General features: G+C 53.7%; 15 protein-coding genes and 1 pseudogene. 3 read left to right on the top strand and 13 right to left on the bottom strand.

Annotated elements, in window-relative coordinates; genetic code table 11:
- Positions 1-19 precede the first annotated feature (19 nt).
- From R3C20_03570 to R3C20_03555, 4 genes are all read right to left on the bottom strand, one after another.
- Positions 20-556: a hypothetical protein gene (locus R3C20_03570; protein MEZ6039556.1), complete on the bottom strand. Its 537-nt coding sequence runs from the start codon at positions 554-556 to the stop codon at positions 20-22.
- Between the two features lie 11 nt (positions 557-567).
- Positions 568-1392, bottom strand: a complete 825-nt coding sequence (locus R3C20_03565) for a hypothetical protein (protein ID MEZ6039555.1) — start codon at positions 1390-1392, stop codon at positions 568-570.
- On the bottom strand, positions 1389-2090 hold the full coding sequence (locus R3C20_03560) for a MotA/TolQ/ExbB proton channel family protein (protein ID MEZ6039554.1): 702 nt from the start codon (positions 2088-2090) through the stop codon (positions 1389-1391). The genes R3C20_03565 and R3C20_03560 overlap by 4 nt, the downstream gene beginning before the upstream one ends.
- Positions 2091-2283: 193 nt before the next feature.
- Positions 2284-4167 carry a carbon starvation protein A gene (locus tag R3C20_03555; GenBank protein MEZ6039553.1) on the bottom strand — a complete coding sequence of 628 codons (1884 nt, stop codon included), beginning with the start codon at positions 4165-4167 and terminating at the stop codon, positions 2284-2286.
- Between the two features lie 341 nt (positions 4168-4508).
- Here R3C20_03555 and csrA point away from each other — a divergent pair, with 341 nt between their 5' ends.
- The 3 genes and pseudogenes from csrA (at position 4509) to R3C20_03540 (ending at position 6179) form a co-directional block, all read left to right on the top strand.
- On the top strand, positions 4509-4694 hold the full coding sequence (gene csrA, locus R3C20_03550) for a carbon storage regulator CsrA (protein ID MEZ6039552.1): 186 nt from the start codon (positions 4509-4511) through the stop codon (positions 4692-4694).
- A gap of 646 nt (positions 4695-5340) precedes the next feature.
- Positions 5341-5784: pseudogene (locus R3C20_03545) on the top strand (HU family DNA-binding protein).
- 170 nt (positions 5785-5954) lie between these two features.
- Positions 5955-6179 carry a hypothetical protein gene (locus R3C20_03540; GenBank protein ID MEZ6039551.1) on the top strand — a complete coding sequence of 75 codons (225 nt, stop codon included), beginning with the start codon at positions 5955-5957 and terminating at the stop codon, positions 6177-6179.
- Positions 6180-6369: 190 nt separating this feature from the next.
- Here the strand turns inward: R3C20_03540 and R3C20_03535 are convergent, their stop codons facing one another.
- The 9 genes from R3C20_03535 to R3C20_03495 all read right to left on the bottom strand — a co-directional run bounded on the left by R3C20_03535 (position 6370) and on the right by R3C20_03495 (position 17665).
- Positions 6370-7542: a formylglycine-generating enzyme family protein gene (locus R3C20_03535; protein ID MEZ6039550.1), complete on the bottom strand. Its 1173-nt coding sequence runs from the start codon at positions 7540-7542 to the stop codon at positions 6370-6372.
- A gap of 107 nt (positions 7543-7649) precedes the next feature.
- Positions 7650-8372 carry an acyltransferase gene (locus R3C20_03530; GenBank protein ID MEZ6039549.1) on the bottom strand — a complete coding sequence of 241 codons (723 nt, stop codon included), beginning with the start codon at positions 8370-8372 and terminating at the stop codon, positions 7650-7652.
- Between the two features lie 39 nt (positions 8373-8411).
- Positions 8412-9914 carry a lipopolysaccharide biosynthesis protein gene (locus R3C20_03525; GenBank protein MEZ6039548.1) on the bottom strand — a complete coding sequence of 501 codons (1503 nt, stop codon included), beginning with the start codon at positions 9912-9914 and terminating at the stop codon, positions 8412-8414.
- Between the two features lie 333 nt (positions 9915-10247).
- Positions 10248-11840: an O-antigen ligase family protein gene (locus tag R3C20_03520; protein ID MEZ6039547.1), complete on the bottom strand. Its 1593-nt coding sequence runs from the start codon at positions 11838-11840 to the stop codon at positions 10248-10250.
- Complete coding sequence (locus R3C20_03515) at positions 11837-13075, bottom strand: TIGR03087 family PEP-CTERM/XrtA system glycosyltransferase (GenBank protein ID MEZ6039546.1); 1239 nt, start codon at positions 13073-13075, stop codon at positions 11837-11839. The genes R3C20_03520 and R3C20_03515 overlap by 4 nt, the downstream gene beginning before the upstream one ends.
- Before the next feature lie 54 nt (positions 13076-13129).
- Positions 13130-14098, bottom strand: coding sequence for a DUF3473 domain-containing protein (locus R3C20_03510; protein MEZ6039545.1), 969 nt, complete (start codon positions 14096-14098; stop codon positions 13130-13132).
- Positions 14099-14149: 51 nt separating this feature from the next.
- Complete coding sequence (locus R3C20_03505; protein ID MEZ6039544.1) at positions 14150-16351, bottom strand: AAA family ATPase; 2202 nt, start codon at positions 16349-16351, stop codon at positions 14150-14152.
- A gap of 408 nt (positions 16352-16759) precedes the next feature.
- On the bottom strand, positions 16760-17107 hold the full coding sequence (locus R3C20_03500) for a hypothetical protein (protein ID MEZ6039543.1): 348 nt from the start codon (positions 17105-17107) through the stop codon (positions 16760-16762).
- 36 nt (positions 17108-17143) lie between these two features.
- Positions 17144-17665, bottom strand: a complete 522-nt coding sequence (locus R3C20_03495) for a hypothetical protein (protein MEZ6039542.1) — start codon at positions 17663-17665, stop codon at positions 17144-17146.
- Between the last annotated feature and the right edge of the window lie 12 nt (positions 17666-17677).

Below are 17677 nucleotides of genomic sequence, written 5' to 3'. Positions count from 1 at the left end.
GATCCAGTGTCACGTTGTGCTACGGAATGAATTGTTCAGCCATATAAACGCTGGATTCACCGGCGCCACCGTGGCTGAGTTCCAGCTTCAGTTTCTCTTCAGCCGAAGCACGGGCGTTTTCTCTTCGCAGAATACGGACTCGAATCCCGTTTGCATCGCCCTTCGCCATTGGCAACAACTGAATCAGGCGAGCAAGTTCGACAGGACGATAAACAGGGTCGGAATCAGACGGCAGCTGCAGCAGATAACTTCTCTCGTCGATCAGCACCGTCAGCACCCTGCCGGATAAAGCCTTCCGTTCGTCATCCGAAAGTCCGTCAGGAACCGCCTGCCAGTTTTCAGCGGCGGGATCAATATCATCCGGTGGCGTTACAGTTGCCATCGGTGGACTTTCAGTCCCCGATTCTCCTTCGCTGGGCGTCGAAGTTCCTGTGCCATTCTTCAGGATCATGTACATCAGAAAAGCCAGAAACAATGCCGCACCACCTGTCGCGGCGCGAGATGTCCTGCGAACAATTTTTCCGGGAGGACTGTTTTCCACTCTGCGCGATGCCATTGAATCTGCCTCTACTTCTCTTCGCCGCTGTCCACATGCCCAAATACGGAACCATCCGGACGAAAACCCATCAGAGAAAAGTCGAACCAACGAGTATTGCCGCTATCCTGCCGTAACCGGTCTATCAGTGCCGGCATGGCATTCGTCGCCCGACGGCGGTAGCCCGCCTGAGCGTCGCCATATGACAGCAACAACAGCACGAGCGTCCTGGGCGAGGCAAAAGATTTGCTTGCCTCAAAGACGCGGGATGTAAATTCTTCTTCCGACTCAAACCCAACAACGTGTAACTGCTCTCCATCACTGATGCGAGCCTGTCCGTTATCGTCCACATGAATTTCCCAGATCGAAACCCGCTTCTGCATCTCGTCGTACTTGAGCACATAGCGGACAAATTCGGTGCCGCGGGCAGCTATTACTTCCCTGAGACGAACTGTCGCTGCTTCGAGACGTTCTGCAGCCTCGGGATCGCCGGAATTTTTCAGCTGAGTAACCTGTTCCATCAGGTTACCAGGCAATTGCATTGCGTCGGCAAGAGCCGAACCCGCCTGATACTGCTGGTCAACAATCGACTGAAACCTGGAACGATATTCACTTCGAAGCGCCTGAACGTCACTCACTTGCCCGGCATGTAATTCTTCCAGTGCCCTTTTTCGATCCGCGAACTCTTCCGCCAGCTGCTGCTCCCTGGCCTCGACAACACGCTGCTTCTGCTGAAGCTCAACTTCCGCGGATTGGGCATTCTGACGCACTTCCATGTACTGAGCAAAAATAACAATCAGCAACAGATCAAGTAATGGCGTGAGCTGGAACGTCAATCGGCGACGGGGCTGAGTCATTGATTTGCCCCCTTGGCTGGGGCCTCTTCAATTGCCGCAACGGCAAACCCCAGTTCGCGTTTCGCCTTGGCAACAATATCCCGAACATGCAGTCGACTATCCGTAAGCCGGGCAAACCGCGTCTCCAGCACACTATTGACGAACATCAGTAGTATGGCCGCGCACAACCCGGCAAACGTTGACCAAATGGCATCTCCAAAACGTCCAACAATGGCATTCATCGTAGTCGATGCGCCTTCCGTTATCGGCGACTGCAATGCCGAACCGATTGCAAGAATGGTCCCCAGAACGCCTGCCAGCGGATAGGCTTCGATCATCGTGCGAGCGACGTTGGTCATCGTTTCGAACGAAAGAGAATCCAGGTATCCACGTTTTTCGTCCAGAATGTGCATTCGTCGAAGACATTCCACACGATCCCCCCGGCGCGCATCATCCTCCAGGACGTCATTGATGTCCTGTACGAATGCTTCGATCTGGTTGGTCAGTGGAGCCGATTTTCCAAGGATGCTGCGATGTTTTAATCCCCGGGTAAAATCATCCAGCGTCCCTGCAATGACCTGCAGGTCGCGCGCGTACCAGGCCCATAACATGCAAAACATGAACACGTGGAACACAGCTGCATAAACAATGATGGTCGTGGTCAGGCCGGAAAGCTCCTGGAGCCACGGACCCGGATTGCTGAAATCAGGCATTGTCATGAACACTCTCTGGCGTCGGGCACACCAAAATCTGTGAATTCACAGCCGCATAACACGGCCATGTTCGCACGACGCGCCGCTACGCAACGAGCGACACATCATCTGGCTACACGGTGTGATTTACGTCAGAAGCCCCCATTTAACCAACCCCAATTGTTTTCAGACCCCAATTCCGGGCAGGAACAGGTTGGACTTATGCCGGAGATCCCGTCGTTGGACGATTCAATGGCGGCAACGCTTCCTCTACGACACCACGAATGCGGGGAAACAGCAAAAATGCCTCAATAATCATCCAGACCTGCAGGCAAAGAATGATCACCGCAGTTGCGAACAACAGCATTTTTCCGTTCTGCCACCAGCCGGTTTGGGGATTAAACATCTGCCACAGCATGGCCCAGGCAGGCATGACAATCATGATCAGCATAGGAATTGCAGCAAACCAGATGGAACGTCCTCGCCGCCACAAATAGAACACAATCACCAGAAAGGCCAGTCCTGCCAACAGTTGATTGGTTGCACCGAACAACGGCCAGAGAATGAGCCCCCCGGTCCCGCCATTTAACTGCTGCCCGGCCGGTACCGGTGCCGGCATTGAGGCTAGCCAGCCAGCCAGAAGTATCGCGAACGCAGTCGCTGCAAACTTGTTGGTCAGAGGCTTCAGTCCGGCAGTGGCTGCCAGTTCCTGGACCACATAACGCTGCAGTCGCGTCGCGCTGTCAAGCGTTGTGGCGGCAAAACATGCAACCAGAACGGCGATAATACTGATCCCCAGTCGGATCGGAATATGAATCGCTGTCAGGAAATTGGCCCCCCCTTCCACAAACGCCTGAACCATCTGATTCAGTTTGAATTTATTCCATCCCTCATTGACCTTGTAGCGAGACTCCCATGCCGCACGTCCGGCCACCTGGACTCCATCCACCTCGCGCGGCTGATACTCAAATCCACCAGGAGACGTTGCACTGGCCACTCGATCGAACTGCCCCATGCCGACGCCCGCACAACATGACAAAATGACCATCACCGCCAGTGCCCCCTCCAGCAGCATGGATCCGTAAGCGACGTACTGGGCGTCATTCTCATTTCGAACCTGCTTGCTGGTCGTCCCGCTGCTTACCAGACAATGAAAACCACTGCAGGCACCACACGCGATTGTGATGAATAAAAAGGGCATGATCGGGGGAGCGTCAGCGGGTGGCGTCGCAACCATTGGGGCACTTTGACCCAAATCTGCGGTGCCATTCAGTCCTGCAAACAAGACTCCAACCAGCAATAACACCAGCGCAATGACCAATTGCTGACTGTTGATGTAGTCCCGAGGCTGAAGCATCACCCATACGGGCAACACGGAAGCAAAGAAACAGTACACCAGGAGCACAACCGTCCAAACCGTTGTGACATTGACCCAGCGTCCGGTTTCCGGAACACCAAACAGCTGCGTAATATCAATCGGAACCACATATGCCCCAAGCCAGACGCAGACGTACACGACAGCCAGGGCCATAACCGACGGAATCAACAACCCGCCATTCCGTTTGTGCGTCCAGAATCCGATTCCGACTGCCAACGGGAGAGAAGCCCACGTTGGCAGCACACTCTCAGGATACATCGAAAAGATCTTGGCAATCACCAGGCCGAAAACGGCAAGAACCACAGTCAATGCCATGAACAAGATGATCAGGAAGAGAACTCTGGCACGCGGTGTGATGACTCTTCCCGCGACTTCGCCAAGTGTCTGGCCCCGATTTCGCAACGAAACGACCAGCGCTCCGAAATCATGAACCGCTCCAATGAAGATCGACCCAAACACGACCCACAAGAGAGCGGGCAGCCAACCCCAGAACACAGCAATTGCCGGCCCGACGATCGGGCCGGTCCCAGCGATGCTTGTGAAGTGGTGTCCAAACAGCACCTGCCGATCCGTAGGTACGAAATCGATGTCGTCTCGCAGTTCCTCGGCCGGAACCAGCGCGGACGGATCCAGTCGGAATACGGACCGAGCCAACCATCGCCCATACGTGTTGTACGCGACGATGAATCCGAAGAAGGAAAGTACCGCGACGAGAAGAGTCAGCATTCGGTGGGACCTCGGTAGAGGATCGTGGTAGAGGATCGTGGCTGGTGAACTAGGAATTCTCTCAATCCGAATCATTCGGCGAAAGGATTCAATCTTGAGGAAATCAATCAGCAAATGACATGATTGGCCAACGCCATCGCGCAGAGATTATCCTGCCAGCAACACTGTTACAAATGCAGCCCGACTCGCGTTGACCGAGCGACCGAAAAACGTGACTTTTCCGTTTGATCCGCTTCTCACAAAGCTGCCATTGTGCACGGTTGTTAGCGCAGCGCCGGGGACGGGAAAACCTCTGCAGTTGCCCCTCCGCTCCGTCGAAACTGTACTTGAAGGAGGGACTTATGCTTGTACTATCACGCCAGAGCGACGAAACCATAATCATCGGAGACAACATCCGAGTCACCATTGTGGAAGTTCGCGGGGACAAAGTTCGAATCGGAATCGATGCTCCGCGAGACGTTGCCGTTCATCGTCAGGAAATCTACGACGCGATACGCCGTGAGGCTCAAACCGCGACACAAAACTAACCTGTCTTACGCTCATTCCCGGGCACTAAAGAACAGGGAGCACTGGAATCTCCAGTGCTCCCTGTTCTTTTTTATTTGATTCTGCGCCGACCAGAGCTCGTCATCCCGCCAGGAGCCAGACGAGAAAACTGACAGCGGCTCCTACACCGAACTCCATGCCAGCAAACAGCTTACAAGCGCTGTCCTGGCGAAGGTGGCCGACAACCGCTTTGCGCCTGGCCGTCAGACCTCTATCCCGCGGAATTGCCATCGTTCTTTGAACCGAAATCTGAGCAAGTGACTGACTGATGATTTGGACTCAGCGAAGCCCGCAAACAGCATACAGCCCAAGCGGTTGTAACAATTGGACGAAGTTTACCGATTATCATGATTTTGCAAAGAATGACTGTAATAACAGCCGATACCAAGGAGGGAAGCGCTGCCAGAAGCGTGCGCTGCCCATTGTTCTTTGGCAACCTAACGCAGAAACATGATCAGATGTGACCTGACCAAAGGTTCACTCATGTGACACTATGGACGGTCATTCAGGCGCCTTCCGGACGCACTGCAAAACCAGAGGGTTGACAGTAAGTCCTGATGCATCTTAAAGTTGTATCGTTTTCAGTAGAAACGATTTCACTAGTCGGTTCATCCGTGGGAGAAGCGCGTCGTGACAAAAAAGGAGATCGTGAAGGCGATTTCAGAAGAGATGGGGCTCACCCAGCTCAAGACGAAGGAGATCGTCCAGAAGACGTTTGACGCCATCATTGAAACACTGGTTGAAGACCGACGAATTGAGCTCCGAAACTTCGGCGTGTTCGAGGTGAAAATGCGAGCCGCCCGAAAGGCCAGGAACCCCAGAACAGGTGGACAGGTTGAGGTGCCTGCAAAATTTGTGGTCACCTTCAAACCTGGCAAGGAAATGGAAGAGAAAGTTCGACAGCTGGAAGAGCAGGAAGCTGCTCGACAAGCCGCTCTGAACCATTCTCACAGTGCAGGTCCGGTTCCGGAAAACCGATCACTCCCCGATGCGATCCCGAGGGATGCGTCATTGGGATCCCAATCGGATCAGGGCCCTCCGCCAGCTTCAAACTACGGTCGAATTGGTTGAACTTGAGTTCTTGAAGTCATCACGTCTCATCTGATCATGGTTCTGAGTTAGGCGATGCGAGTTCTGAAGAATTTGCAGCCAACAGGTATCAACTGATCATCTTCTGAATTACCGCACTGGAAATCGTCATTTTCAACTGCGGATCCCGGGGTCCAGGGAAGGACGCGATGATGTCGCTGCGAAAAAAATTGATGGCTGGCCTCTTGCTGGTTTGTGCAAGCGTAAATCTTGGATGTGCGACGCCACTTTGGTCGCCATCTCCGGACATTCGTGCACGTCAGCTGATTTATTCCTCAGAAAGTATGCGACACATCCCGGAAATCTGGGAACGCATCTGGGGGCTTGAGCTGCCGGACTTGTCGACGCCATACCGCGTTCATGGTGGCGTTATTTGACGCACTGACGATCCGCGCCATATGTGCGGATTACTCAGAAGTCTCCGCGTTTTGGCTGGCTGATTCATTCAACCACATGCCGAAGTCGCGCGCCTGGCAAAATGCAGAAAGCACCTTCCCTGCCCACGGGGACAAAGGTGCTTTCGTCATGCGCTCGCAACAGGGAATGAGAAAGGTTTCCCGCGCAGAATCATGGTGTGCTGCTGACCAGTGTGGATTTGAGCATTTCTGGTGTCACAACACATCGGAATCCGGTATGAAATGCACCGGTGTCCTGTTCGCCCTTCATGCGGGATGAAACCCGATAGCCGACGCAGTATTGCTCGCTGCACATGAACGATCCCCCCCGCTGAACGCGCTTGATAATGCCCGGTTCCTGGGGATCAAAGCTTTTCGATGGACCGGGAGGATTACGAATCGGACTTTCGGTGTAGTAGGCCGGTTGATAGTAGTCGGCACACCACTCCCAAACATTTCCCGACATGTCAAATAAGCCGAATTCGTTGGCAGGGAAGGCCCCAACTGGCGACGTCTGCCTGAACCCGTCCGCCTCGGTGTTGGTGACAGGGAACTCTCCCTGCCAGATGTTATGAAGCCACTTGCCATCGGGATTTCGTTCTTTTCCCCACGGATACGTCTGGTTCTGTCGGCCTCCTCGAGCTGCGTACTCCCATTGAGCTTCCGATGGCAGCGTTTTGCCTGCCCACTGACAGTATTCCTGCACATCCAGCCAGCTGACGTGAACAACAGGGTGATTCTGACGATCGTCGATGTTGGATTCCTTACCCTCCGGATGCTTCCAATCGGCCCCCGCAACGTACTGCCACCAGCTGTAGGCGCCTTTCTCCGGATCAATGTCGTCCCGGCTTGAAAGCTGCAAACTGCAGATGGACCCGGGTTGATTAAATTCTTCGAGAATAGCGATGTCTTTCAGATTTGACTCAGGATCAATGCTTCTGAGTTTCGGAGGTTGCTCCGCCGTCGTTACGTATCCGGTTGCATCTACGAACGCCTGAAAGTCCCGATTCGTGACTTCATACTTGTCCATCCAGAATCCATCCAACTGAACTGTATGCACTGGCATCTCGTCTGGCGCACCATCCCTACTCCCCATTTCAAAGCTTCCTCCCGGCACCCAGACCATTCCTTTGAGGCGTGGATCTTTGGAAACCGGCTCGTCAACCAGCACCGGCGCCTCCGTCGAAGAGGAGGGGTCAGTAGCGCCATCAACCGGCTCAGTTTGCGATTGGGCAGCCGGAGGAGGAGTCGGAGCGGAATCCCCGGCATTCTCATGCAGCATCGCAAAGAAGACGGCTGCAGTCGTAAGGCCTAGGCAGGCAAAGGCGATGAAAGGGTTCTTCACGGCAGGACCTGAAGCAATTGGGCAGAACATGTGGGGAGAAAGCAGGCGAAAGTATCTGAAGAATCAGATGCTTACGTAGTATATCCTGCCACGAACTGTTCCAACATTCAATCGGCAGGACAGTCTTTCAACGGCAGACCCTCATTTCGCAATCGTCCGACGGAATTCATTTCGCCAATTGTGATTTCCACATCGGACACGATCTGTTCTTCAAGCGTGTCGTCCGATTCGGCCATCGGCCCATGCACAGTGACTCGGCGATCGCGAACAACTCTTGCTGGCACCCCCACTGCAACACAGAAGTCGGGAACAGGTTTGAGGATCAATGAGCCCGCCCCGATGATGCAGTGCCTTCCAACGCTTGCCGCCACAATCGCCCGTTCACCAATCCATGAGTTCTGACCAATCGTAACAGGAAGGTAGACACCAGCCTGTTCACGGATCGGCACATCGAGTCGTTCTGTGCCATGCTGCTGGCAACCATTCATGATCGATACATGAGAGGCAATCAGGACATCGTCTTCGATAGTCACTTCACCAATAGAGCAGGCGTTTCCGATGTAAGAACGAGCGCCGATTGAAACACCGGCATGCGAAAATAGTGTTCCAAAGCCAACGTGAGCATCCTTTCCACACCCGCCCGATGTGCATCGTAAGAATGCATGCCGAAGCAACACGCCCATGCGACCGGGCAACAGGCTCAGAAACTGCATCCAGCCGCAGAACGCATCTCGCTGCCCCATCTGGCTCTGCAGACGAAACAGGACAACCGCCGGGGCAACTACAAGACCGCACAGGCAGTTACAAATCGTTTTAAGTAGTCGTCGCATGAAAACGCTTGCTCTGACAACGAGACGGTGCCGTACGTTTCAGACCCTTGTCAGATCTCTGGATGGACCGGGGACCTTGCTGTGTTCAATGACATCAACGGAGGATTCCTGCCGGGATTGCCACCATTCCAGGAGATCCTTTCCCACCAGGGCAGAAGCCCAGACAGCGCAAACAGCAATGGACACGGCAACCTGGCCCCAAAAGCCAGTCTTTGGAAAGACTCCGAACCGCACAGACAAGTAAGTCGCCACCAGTCCTGCGATGGTCAGAAGACTTCGTGTCCACGGATACTCAATTCGGTAAACGTTGCGACACATGGCGTAAATCGTCAGCGAAGACACCGCATAGGTCGCAACGCCAATCCAGGCCGCTCCCCAAACACCCATCACGGGTACGAGCAGCAGATTGCCAGCAATGTTTACAATAACCCCAAGCACACTGCCCGGTACCATCAACTGCGTCCGCTTGGACAATAACGCGGGAACCTCAAACTGAATCTGTAAACCAAAGAAAAAGAAACCCAGGAGAATTACAGAGACCAATTCAATTGCATCGCCGTAGGCGTCGGGAGTCAGCAAAGGGAGAACAGGGTGAACGATCAAAGAAGCCCCGAGCAAGAGCACTCCCAGGCCGCTCACAAAACCGGTGAAGATTCGGGAGAAGAGGTTCTTTGCATTCGGCTGGCGTTCGATGTCGTAAATTGCAACGTGCCAGATAGAAATGAATGGCATCAAACAAAGTGTATGGACGGCAAACCCAATCTTATGAGCCAGCGAATAAACACCAACCTGTTCCATGCTGCCATACATTCGCACAACGTATCGATCGGACTCATGCATCAGCATGCAAAGCAGCCCGGTCACGACAAGAGGCGCGCTAAACCGGAACATCTGTTTCGCAACCCGCATATCGATAGTCACTCGACCTCGTGTGCGTACGAATACCGAAAGCAGTGCAACAGTGTAAAGGACAGAGGCAATCAGGTTGCCAAGCAGCAATCCCCGAATCCCCATTTCCAGCCCAACGAGGAACCACACATTCAGTCCAATATTCAGCAGAAGTCTCAACAGCGAAATCAGCACGAACGTGCCGGACCACTTCTGAACTCGCAGATAGGTATCACAGACATTCCCGATTACGTATGCCCATGTCGTCATTAAAGTCAGGGAATAAAACCAGGCGCCGTCAATTTGAGAGTGTCCCAGCGTCAAATCAGACAGCCATTGACGCCCAAGCCAAAGCGGCCCCAATACACACAACGCCGCGACGGAAACAAATGCAAGCCCTGTCCACCAAACGCGATCCCGGTGTGACTCACTATCGTCATCAAAATGAGAACGTGTTACTGCCGTCGCCATCCCGCTACCGATCAGAAGGGCGAGGATAGACGACGTGAGATCAAGAATTGCAGTCACCCCGTAATCAGCCGGGGAGAGTTTGTTCGTATACAGCGGCAACAACATCACCGACGCCATCCGGGTCAGGATCTGACCGATGGCATAGATGGAGGAGTGCTTCAATAAATCCCGAACGGGCTTCATGAAAATTCTTTGCTGAACTGCTGCTGGTAATTACTCGTAAATCGGAAAGCCCGACCAATGGAAACGTATCTCGTGTTCGTGTCTCCGGCGGTTTGCCTGACACGGTCCGCCATACACAATTCGATAGTTTCTCCAACTGTGGCAATCCTGCCACCTTTGCCGGAGGCCCACCCGGGCTCCGCCAGCAGAAGAGAACCACTGACACGACTGTTTCATCGCGCGTCGGTGCGTTCAAACCGTGTCCGGCTGAACAGGGTGCCATGGACAATTCAGGCAGCCGGGCCAGGTCGAAAAGTACTCGACAGAGATCCGCTCCCTCATCTTAAAATGCTGTCAATTGAGGATCCCCACGCGACTGTCAGGATGTGAAAAGTCGCTCTGCCCATCGCTTGTCTCAAATTCATTCAGGGCAACAGTCAAACTCGGTGATGTGGAATCATCCAATGCCTGATTCATCTGATCTCCGGGCTGTATCTGATCTCGCCAATCTGCAGCATGTGTCGATCCTGTCGCCCATGACTCAGTTTCGACGTTAAAGAATCCAGAGCGATCAAATGATGGCCGGGGTTCCGCATTCGAAAATACGTCTGCTGCATCGACATTCATCGCCGTAGAGAATCCGGCATTCGAAAACCCGGTCGTTGCAGGTTCGGCAATCGCGTAAGAATTGGGTTCCATCATGCGACCACGCTCGCGACGCTGTCGAGAATGCAGCATCAGCGTACCCGCCCCAACCAGATTGACGTAGTAGGGAATCTCAAGTGTTTCGAGGCTCACAAACTGGGCAGCCACTCCGAATCCACATAACGAGGCAATCGTCATTCGGGCGAAGTCTGCAAGCAAAGGGTCATCTTCCGGTGTGAGTGATCTCAGCATCCAGAAACACCGCCAGATGCAAAGAACATAGAATCCCGCCAGCAAACTGATCCCGGGTATTCCCATCTCTGTGGCAGTCTGCACCCAGAGACTGTGTGCTTCCTTGTAAGGTGTCCATCCAAAACTCTCTGCGTGCAGCGGCCAGTGGTTTGGCCCGCATCCCATAATCGGGTCGCGTTTAAACAGCGTGTAACAGTCTTTCCAGAGGTCGAGTCGGCTTTGCGCGGAGGCTTCGTACTTGCCATCCTTCTTTTCAAACGTCTGCAGGAAACGTTCCCGCACCTGTGGTCCTGCCACCATCAGTGCCAGTAACAGTCCGCCACCGAACAAGACATAGTGGCGAGTCGTTTTCTGCATGATGAAGAAGCAGATGCCCGAGGTAAGCACCGCCGCCAGCATGGCTCCACGGGAAAACGAGAACTGAATCGCATGCGCGATGAATGCAGCACAGACCACGACAACGACTCGTTGTAGCAGATTCTCTGCGGAGAAGAACAGGAAAATGCATAATCCGAGGACGGCCACAAAACCAATCGCTACGGAATTGTTATCCATGCCAGCGAAACCAACGTGCCACAAGTAGTTGTAGCCACGAAAGTACCACATATTCATTTCAAAGCAGACGTAGCCTTCGCAAAGAACAATCACCCACACCAGTTTTCGCAGATCGCTGACACTTCGGATGCTGGTGATGCCGACCAGAAAGGGCAGCAGAATTCGTGCAACCTCTTCAACAAAAAACCAGGCGGGCCCCGGAACATCGGCCGTCAGCGCGCCGAGAATCGCCCAGATCCAGAAACCAATAAAACAGAGCGTGATGCCTCTGGCCCGGCCCAGGTTCCAGTTTCCACACCCGCGAAAGCCCCAGCTCAGGAGCATGGACATAGCGACGATCAGGCTGAATCGCCCGCCGCTGATCGAGTGTTCCCAGAGCGAATCGGGCTTCAGAATCGCCAGCGCAACGTAGGCGATGAATCCATAGAACGGGCTGACGATCGATGAGGATACGCCGACCACTGTCAACAGCCATGTAAAGACAAGGCCCTTCACGCCTTCACCTCCTGCTCAGGTGCGTTTGTCACAGGATCTCCCCGAAGGAGATCATTGACCGAATCCAGGCACGCGTCCCAGCAGTGATTCATCTGCACCCAGGCACTGGCCGCGGCACCCAGTTCATTCTGAAGATTTGGATCCTGAAATACGCTACTGAGAGTATCGACCCATTCCTCAGGAGAATCGGCTTTCAGCAAATGCAGCCCGGGTTCCGCCTGCAGACCTTTCAGAGGTGCCGACGAACAGATGACAGGCTTGCCACATGCCATTGCTTCAAGAACTTTGTTTTGAATTCCCCGGGCGATCCGCAATGGAACAACGGCACAATGAGACTGATACAACCATGGTCTGACATCCGATACGCCGCCCGTCACTTCTATCCCGGGGATGGAAGCCAGCGCCTCGACTTCCGGGGCAGGGGACTTTCCAACGATCACGAATCGAGCGTTCGCAAATCGTTCCCGAATTCGAGGCCAGACTTCGTGTGCGAACCAGCAAACCGCATCAACATTCGGTAGATAGTTCATGACGCCAACAAAAGCACAGGTCGGTGGTTGAGTCAGCGAACTACCAGGACCCGGGCCTGGAGAGAAAAACTCCGTGTCGACTCCATTCTCCACAGACTGAATGACGCTGGTGTCGCAGAATGATCGAAACAGCTGACGTTCGGCTTCGCTGACAACCAGCAGACGATCCATCGACGAAGCGAGTTCTCGTTCTGTCTTCCGCAGCCGATTGCCTTCCAGCCGAAAGACGGCTGACCTGGGAAACCCGGAGGAAACGCTGTAGTCGAGCCACTTTTCACTGTCGACGTCAATCAGATCAACCCATCGTTTGCGGATATGGCCAACATGGATCGGGGCCAGGTACTGGGCGACACCAGACGAGGATGCGATGGCAGCATTCCAGGGAGACTCAGCACTCCAGCGCCGCAGCACTTCGCTTGCTGGTTTCGACCAGAACATGCCTTCGGTTATGGAATGTCCGCGGGCGACCGACTTAAGACCATTTACGTACCGGGCCATTCCACGATGAGGCACAATAGCCAGTCGATGCGCGACTCGCTTCAGCGTTTCCAAAGTCTCCTTACTGACCGGTTCGTCCGAAAGGCACAACAAATCAACCCGACTGCGTGCGGCAAGAAACCTGAGGATATTCCATGTGCGTATACGATCACCCCGATCAGGCGGCCACGGAACGCGATGAGTAATATAGAGAACCTTTGAAGACATGAGCACAGTTAGCCGTTAGCAGAGTTTCATAAATGAATTGTCGTATTCAAACGGTCAGCGTTGCATCGCACTCTCCGGAATCGCGGACCGACCGTCACCGACAACATTCACGCTATTTGCCAAAGGCAAGTCGTGCTGACTCAAAACCTGAGTCATCGTTGTCAGCGAAAAGCGAGACAGCAGCTTTCGCAATTTGGGAACCGTCGACTTCAGGTTCTGGTAGTGGCGAAATCTGGACTTCAGGGATGACGCGACACGAGGCTGGTCGGGGTCAACTTCCCATGGATGGATGTAAACATTGACTGGTCTGCCTTCCATGCGAATCTGCCGCAGCAACGCTTCAGTGATGCTCCAGGGGAACAGGCGGAGATATCCACCGCCACCAACGGGAATTTTTGCTTTCCCGAAACGGCTGACCATCCCGGGAAATTCATTGATGATTCCTGAGGCGGTACGAATGCGGTGCGGAATGATCGGAGCGGTTGAGATCCCGTAACGATCATGGCGTATCGGATAAACACTGGAGTCGGTATCGAAGCCTTCCTCCAGCAGGATCTCAAGGGCCCAGAGCGATTGCTTTGTGATCGAAAAGCTGGGTGCACGATATAAGTGGACTGGTTGACCACAGATATCCTGCAGCACATCACGTGATTTTTTCAGGTCATCGCGGAAACGATCCGGCCCCAGTTCGTAGACCAACTGATGCCAATGGCTGTGACAGGCAATCTCATGTCCGGCAGACTGAATTTCCCGGACCAGACGCGGATAACGCTCAGCGACCCATCCCAGTATGAAAAACGTCCCCTTCGTTCCCGCTGCCGCAGCCAGATCCAGAATACACCTGGTATTCCGCTCAACTCGACATTCGTAGTGGTCCCAGTCATCGGTCCTGATTTGCCGGGCAAACGCCGAGACCTGAAAGTAGTCTTCAACGTCAACCGTAAACGTACCATCAGACACAGGCTCGGGACGCAAGCTTGTCTCCGTAGGTTGCTCAGCAGTTCGCATCGACTCGATGGACATGGAATCGTTCTCAAATCTTGTCGTTGTTGACCAGCATCAGCTAACGGTTCATCAGCTCAGGCGCATCACGTCCTGCTGATAACCGTAGGTCTGACGCTGGAAGTCTGAGTCTGCACCGACCATGATCGCCCCGAGCAATGGAACCTGCAGGCTTCGCAGTGAGTCTCGGGCCTGCATGACGTATGGCACACGACTGTAGTCCTTGCGAGTAGCCAGCAGCACAATATCCGAGTTCTGTGCAACGATTGACGGTTCGGCAACAAACAGCAATGGGGAGGTATCAATCACAACGAAGTCGAACTGCCCCTTCAGTTCGCTGATGATGCTGCGTCCACCATCTGCACTCAGCTTCTGCAGCACTGACTGATCAACCATCCCCGCACTGAAGAAAGCCAGTCCTGGAGCTGCCGTCTTCTGAGCAATCTGATCCAGAGTGAACTCACCCCGCAGGTATTCGCTGATCCCCGGAGAAACCTGACCACCAATCATTTCATGTGCCGACGGTCTGCGAAGATCGCAATCCACCAGGGCAACTCGTTTGCCCGTGCGTGCGAGACTCGCCGCAAGCTGGCAGGAGACCGTAGTCTTGCCTTCATTCGCAGACGCACTCGTAATGAGGATCGAAGCGGGTCGTGAAGGATCGATGTGCCGCATCAGGAACGTTCGCACCACATCCATCGATTCAGTGACTGCCCGATTCCACTCGTCATAGTCAACCTTACCAGCAAACACTCCGAGCCCAAGCAGCCCACCTCGATCGGGCGAAGGAATTGTTCCCACCAGGCGAAGCCCAACCTCTCCGGAAATATCCGTCGTGGCCCCGACACGATGCGAAAACCATTCAAACAAAGTAAATCCGCAAATGATCGATCCAAGGACAGCGAGCCCCCCCAGGAAGGACATCTGCGTTTTCTTTTTGATCTCCCGCTTCTCCGGAACATGGGCAGCCTGTGCGACAGAAATACGTTCCGGAGCGTGCATTTCAACGCGTCGTTGCTTGAGCTGAAGACTCAGATCATCACGCAGTTTGATGTCCTGTTCAATCTCGCGCTGCTCCTGTTCCATCTGGACGATTTTTTGTCCGATGTCCTGCAGGCGATCCGTCTGCTCATCGATTTCCTGCTGGATCTTCTCACGTTCACGCATCAGAACATCGATGCGTGACAAAGGAATTCCGGCAGGAGACTTTTCGCCACTGACGCCGCTGATCATCTTGACCAGTTGTTGCTCCTGTTGTTTCAAATCAAGTAAATCCGGGTGGTTTGTATTGCGAGTCTGGGCTTCGAACTGAGAAATTCGGGTGCGAACAGCCATCAGTTGCTGCTGAAGTGTCATACCAAACGGGCTGGAACCTGTTGTCGATGATGCACCAGGGTTTGCGAGTCCCAGAATGCCATCCAGATTCAGCGTTCCGGGAGCAATCCCGTTTTCCTTCATGATCTGTCGAGCCGCTTCTTCGCCCCGGATCTGAGCATTGATTTCCCGCAGATCCTTTTGCAAATCCAGAATCTGATTCTGGATAATTGCCTGCGTCGTCGCGGCAACTTTGGGGTCACCGGATCCCAGCTTCTCTGCCAGCTGGTCGATGTTGTGCTGTGCTGTTCGTACGCGCTTGTCTACTTCTTCAAACGATAATTCCAGCTGTTTCAGTCGCTCAATTCTCTCGTTGCGTTCGCTGTAGACAACTTCGTTCAGATACGAATCTTTGACAGCATTCACAATCAATGCCAAATCAGCAGGGTATTCGCCTTCCAGTGAGACTCGCAGAAACTCAGGACTGACCTCCTCGCCGATGTAGATTTCACGAGCCAGCCAATCGACAGGGAATTCAACTTTCTTCAGAGTTCGGCATTCGGAAACTTCCGGATTGCGAAGCGCCGCGGTCAACACGCCTCGACTCTTCAGAAGCGCCTTCTGCGTGTCACGATAGGTCAGAAACTCCGACTGACGTTCTTTGGTTTCGAAGTTGAGTACCTGTTCGAACTGCTGAATCTTCAGCAATGCATACGACTCGTAGGCCGCTGGAATCATTTCCCAGATTAATGCCATGACCAGCAATGCGGCGGGGATACCCAGAGTCAGAGCGGGAATCCATCGACGGCGAAAAGCAGTCAGAATGCCAATAGCAGTGATTTCACGACCACCCGACAGCGGCCGACCTCCGGAATTCGATGAGCCAGCTGGGCGACTACTGAATTTTAGCGACTCTGCTCCGCTGGGAACGACTCGCTGTTCAGGTGCCTGAGTGTGCATTGGATTCTTTCTCTCTCTCGCAACTTTCAATTCAGCCCGGCCCGTCAGGGAACCCCGGCGCATGGTTCATCAATGGAAACACTAGTTCAGGAAGTCACAAAAGGTGTGAGAATCCCGAAACAAACGTCGCGGAACCTCGACACGTCCACAGGTCTGCACGTCGGACCAGCCTTTGTTATTCGCTGTTGTCAGAATGTACACCGCAAAGAGAGTCCAGCGAAAAAGGCTGGGCAATTGGCAAATGAATCGCCCATTTGCAAGTCAATGCGCGTGGATTGGCCACGCATGTTTAAAGCCTGAAACACTTCATGTTGCCCGGACGCAACATCAGCTTCCCGGAAAAACTGGCAAACACGTCATCAACCAATCGCCCGCTGAAATCACTACGAGCGGACGACAGGGACAAAGCTATTTGCTTCGGCGGAAAAATCGCCCCAGCGCAAATCCAACCAGTAGTATTGGAACTGCCACCAGCAGAACGGGCAGGGCAAAACGCAGACTTTTCGCGTATGCGACGCAAACAATAATCGCAAGTAGTTTCCAGCCAGATAGATGTTCCCAGGCAGCAGGGCGAGTTCGCGTCGGAAGAGCGGCCCACATGGCCCCCAGCACGATGCCAATCCGAAGGCAGGAACTGGCCCAGGCAGACTGAAAATCGCCGTTTAGAAAAGCCACGGCAGCAGCGGTCAGGCACCCAGTTGCGATCCAACCTACGTAGCGACGCTTCCGGATCAGGTCGCGACGAATATCATTCATTGCCTTTCCCGCACCGTTTCTTCACCGGCCAGATTTTCATTCGGATTCGTCATCTTCTTCGTCATCCCATTCTGAATCAGGAAGCGCTGTCTGCATCCAGTATTCTTTATTAGCCAGCACGTCGTCCACAATCGAGGGATTCTGAATCGCTTCCACCTGAGGCAGCATGTCGAGTTTATGAAGGGAATGCCAGCCCTCAAATTCGACTCCGTCAACATCGGCCGGAATCACCGCGCCATCGAGGTAAACATAGGTCTCACCGACTTCAACGCACTCAAGTAATTCCTGCATGGCCTCCACCCATGAGGCAACGTCCTCGGCAGTCGGCTCTTCTTCCCAGCTATTTCGGATGGCTTCAGTGGCGACTTCTTCCCATGTCGCATCCAGTTCCACGCCTTTAGCAAACGTGAATGCTTTGCAACACGTCACACAGCTGAAGAGCCATCCGCAGCCGCACCAGGGGCAATCCATCTGGCCCGGAAACGAAACGCGGCCGTCTTCACACGAACAATGCGAAACGACGTCGTTATTCAGCTTCTGCAGGTAAATGATTCCCACTTCGTACTCCCA

This window comes from Planctomycetaceae bacterium, from assembly GCA_041398825.1.
In the GTDB taxonomy this organism is placed as follows: Bacteria; Planctomycetota; Planctomycetia; order Planctomycetales; family Planctomycetaceae; genus F1-80-MAGs062.
The sequence above is the reverse complement of the archived record's forward strand: the minus strand, read 5'-3'. Positions and strand labels throughout refer to the sequence as shown.

Coding starts and splice junctions, on each gene's coding strand:
- R3C20_03515 (MEZ6039546.1), bottom strand. CDS start 13,075: ATGTCTTCAAAGGTTCTCTATATTACTCATCGCGTTCCGTGGCCGCCT.
- R3C20_03530 (MEZ6039549.1), bottom strand. CDS start 8,372: ATGCGACGACTACTTAAAACGATTTGTAACTGCCTGTGCGGTCTTGTA.
- R3C20_03540 (MEZ6039551.1), top strand. CDS start 5,955: ATGTCGCTGCGAAAAAAATTGATGGCTGGCCTCTTGCTGGTTTGTGCA.
- R3C20_03505 (MEZ6039544.1), bottom strand. CDS start 16,351: ATGCACACTCAGGCACCTGAACAGCGAGTCGTTCCCAGCGGAGCAGAG.
- R3C20_03510 (MEZ6039545.1), bottom strand. CDS start 14,098: ATGTCCATCGAGTCGATGCGAACTGCTGAGCAACCTACGGAGACAAGC.
- R3C20_03525 (MEZ6039548.1), bottom strand. CDS start 9,914: ATGAAGCCCGTTCGGGATTTATTGAAGCACTCCTCCATCTATGCCATC.
- R3C20_03500 (MEZ6039543.1), bottom strand. CDS start 17,107: ATGAATGATATTCGTCGCGACCTGATCCGGAAGCGTCGCTACGTAGGT.
- R3C20_03565 (MEZ6039555.1), bottom strand. CDS start 1,392: ATGACTCAGCCCCGTCGCCGATTGACGTTCCAGCTCACGCCATTACTT.
- R3C20_03555 (MEZ6039553.1), bottom strand. CDS start 4,167: ATGCTGACTCTTCTCGTCGCGGTACTTTCCTTCTTCGGATTCATCGTC.
- R3C20_03560 (MEZ6039554.1), bottom strand. CDS start 2,090: ATGACAATGCCTGATTTCAGCAATCCGGGTCCGTGGCTCCAGGAGCTT.
- csrA (MEZ6039552.1), top strand. CDS start 4,509: ATGCTTGTACTATCACGCCAGAGCGACGAAACCATAATCATCGGAGAC.
- R3C20_03570 (MEZ6039556.1), bottom strand. CDS start 556: ATGGCATCGCGCAGAGTGGAAAACAGTCCTCCCGGAAAAATTGTTCGC.